Below are 2,553 nucleotides of genomic sequence, written 5' to 3' on the forward strand. Positions count from 1 at the left end.
TAATTTCTATATCCTTATCATAGTATTATAGTCCAATGCTTGATAATTAAAATCACTTAACTGTAATTACTGCAAATAAGAGATCAGCTAAGATAATAGTTAATTATACAACAATTCTTCAAAAACTTGATTATTTTTATCACTTCAACTTCTTGAATATCAATACTGAAAATTTTAATTTAGTTCATTTTATAAATTAACCTTTAGTCTGTCTAATGAAAGATATTTTTTTAATTTGTTAAAACGATTTAGTCCATTTTGTCAACCTTAAACTCTTATATTTTTAGTTATATTTTATTAACAAAAAATAAATATATACTTAGACTAATTAAAGGCTAAAACTGTAATATGTTTACTGAGTTTTTATAGACCTTCATAATAATCTCATTTTGCTCGACAAAATGCAATAGCAGTTAAGGCAGTGAATATAGTCTTATCTATGAAATCTAATAGTAGTTAGAACATTAAAGTGGACAGTTAAGACAGTTAAGTGGATATTTTAAGTGGCAGTTAAGACAGTTAAGACAGTTAAGCAGATAATGAAAATATTTGTAACAATAATAAATAATAATTGCTAACTGGAAACTATTTGTAACTAACTAGAGAATTATACAGATAGTGAGAGGTGCTTGGTTTATAGGTTGCAGGAGGCTACCGCTTCTTCACTCCGAACTGCTCTAATTTCCATCAGATATAAATCATGAAAAAATATCAGTAGACCGAAAAGTTTTACGATCACTAAAAAATAGTAGTCTTTGATACCGTTTATTTAGGAATGTACAAAAAATGGGTTGTGCTTCCACCTTTGCCCACAGACGTTCACTGGTTTGATCTAAACTCTGACTTTTCCTGCACCCTCTTGACAAATGTGCAATTACCTTAACCTCTCACGAATGCCACAAGGATAGCTTGTTCGGTTTTCATTGGTTATTAGTTACTTGCTTATCTAATGATAGCAGTATCCTAATATCATAACAACTAAATATCTAACTATTCTATTATTGAATTATACTTGAATAGCAGCTATGCTAAGGGGATGAAAGTGATTTGTAAATTATCGGAATTAATCAAACAAAAAGGTGTAGATCAAAAGACCGTAGCCTTGGCAACTGGACTGAGTACAACTACTGTAGGGAAAATGTACCGCAGTCATTTTGACCGAATAGATAACCGAACGGTAACAGTTTTGTGTAAATACTTTGGATTAAAAAGTATTAATGAGCTTATAGATATAGTTTGGGAAGAAGATGACCAATGACTGACACCCCCGATTCAGTAAACCGAATAGAACTTATTGAAAGATTGCTACTCGACACAAATAATCGCCTAAATCGAGTAGCCGAGCAGCAAGTACTAAATACTCAGCTGTAGAGGTATTAAAACTGATGAAGTTGCGGGTATAACTGTAAGATTCCCTGTAAAATTACGCTCACTCCATACACAAATGCTATTACTAGGACAATCAGGTACAGTTTGAGCTTGAGTCACATTAGGTCTTGAAAAACTTCCAATTACAGAAACTCCTATAACTACAGCAAACCCTATCTGTGATATTTTTTTCATTAATTTTACAAGACACTGTATTTAATACGCATTAGATTACAGCTAATGAGGTATGTAGTCAAATTTCCTGTTTTTTCCACCCCAACACATAGCCTGATGCCTGATACTCTTAGTTTTGTCGTTTTTGGCGCGATCGCTTTCTTCATAGGTTCGACCGCGCACAGGTGTTGCGAGACAATGGCTCTCAAAACCATTGCCACACCTATACGTAACGGATTATTAAGCAATTCGTTTCTTATTTTTTCTTTAGTGCGTAAACCAATGTAAAGCGATGCGATCGCAATTCTTAATTATGAGTGAAAATCCAGACACCGAACTTACTTCAGAATCTCAAAGGATAGCAGAAACTTTCAAAAATCACCTCGGTAATTTCCACTGGAGGGGTGATTCAGGCGCGGGATTAAATCGTTACACAATTTCTTCCCTTGTCTCAAAATCTCCCTCAGAGTCGATAACAATTGGATCGTTTTGACAGCTACCATAAGTCTGTTGCTGACGATCAACTTTTGCTGCCATTTCGTCAAAGCCATCGAAAATCAGCAGCAACTTACCCATGCGATTGAGTTGGTCAAAAACTTCGCTGTTGATGCCGATATTGTGTTGGGTAAAAAAGAATCCTGCTAAAACATTCTCTACATTTAACGCTTTGGCAAAGTCACGCAAGGTAATTACTAAAAGGAGACGGGGACGTTCAACACCACGTTTTTGGGCATCGCGGTAACGTTGCAATGCAGTCCAAGCATAGTGAAAGACAAACCAAGTTTTACCTGTACCAAATTCTCCCAGAATTGAAATATGCTCTTTAGCGAGATCATCAAGCCACAAGTCGATATAATCATCAATCCAGCCGTCCTCTTCTTCATAACGACTCACCCCGATTCGCCGCTTAGTAATTGGCTCAATTTCTTCTTTAGCAGGACTTACGCAACTGTCACAAGCAATGGCGCGGTGTAGCCGCGCCGCGCGCCAAGCAACTACACGATAAACATG

2 protein-coding genes and 1 pseudogene are annotated in these 2,553 nt (G+C 35.8%); 1 reads left to right on the forward strand and 2 read right to left on the reverse strand.

Annotation, left to right across the window (positions count from 1 at the left end; genetic code table 11):
• Nucleotides 1-1,012 precede the first annotated feature (1,012 nt).
• Nucleotides 1,013-1,258 carry a helix-turn-helix transcriptional regulator gene (locus RMX98_RS25880; RefSeq protein ID WP_322676924.1) on the forward strand — a complete coding sequence of 82 codons (246 nt, stop codon included), beginning with the start codon at nt 1,013-1,015 and terminating at the stop codon, nt 1,256-1,258.
• Nucleotides 1,259-1,353: 95 nt separating this feature from the next.
• On the opposite strand, the gene RMX98_RS25885 is transcribed toward RMX98_RS25880, so the two are convergent.
• A complete protein-coding gene (locus RMX98_RS25885; protein ID WP_409881508.1) occupies nt 1,354-1,563 on the reverse strand; it encodes a peptidase inhibitor family I36 protein in 210 nt (69 codons plus the stop codon).
• A gap of 489 nt (nt 1,564-2,052) precedes the next feature.
• Nucleotides 2,053-2,553 (reverse strand): annotated as a pseudogene (locus tag RMX98_RS25890) (NACHT domain-containing protein); the annotation flags it as partial.

The sequence above is a fragment of the Nostoc sp. DedQUE02 genome (assembly GCF_034531035.1).
In the GTDB taxonomy this organism is placed as follows: Bacteria; Cyanobacteriota; Cyanobacteriia; order Cyanobacteriales; family Nostocaceae; genus Nostoc.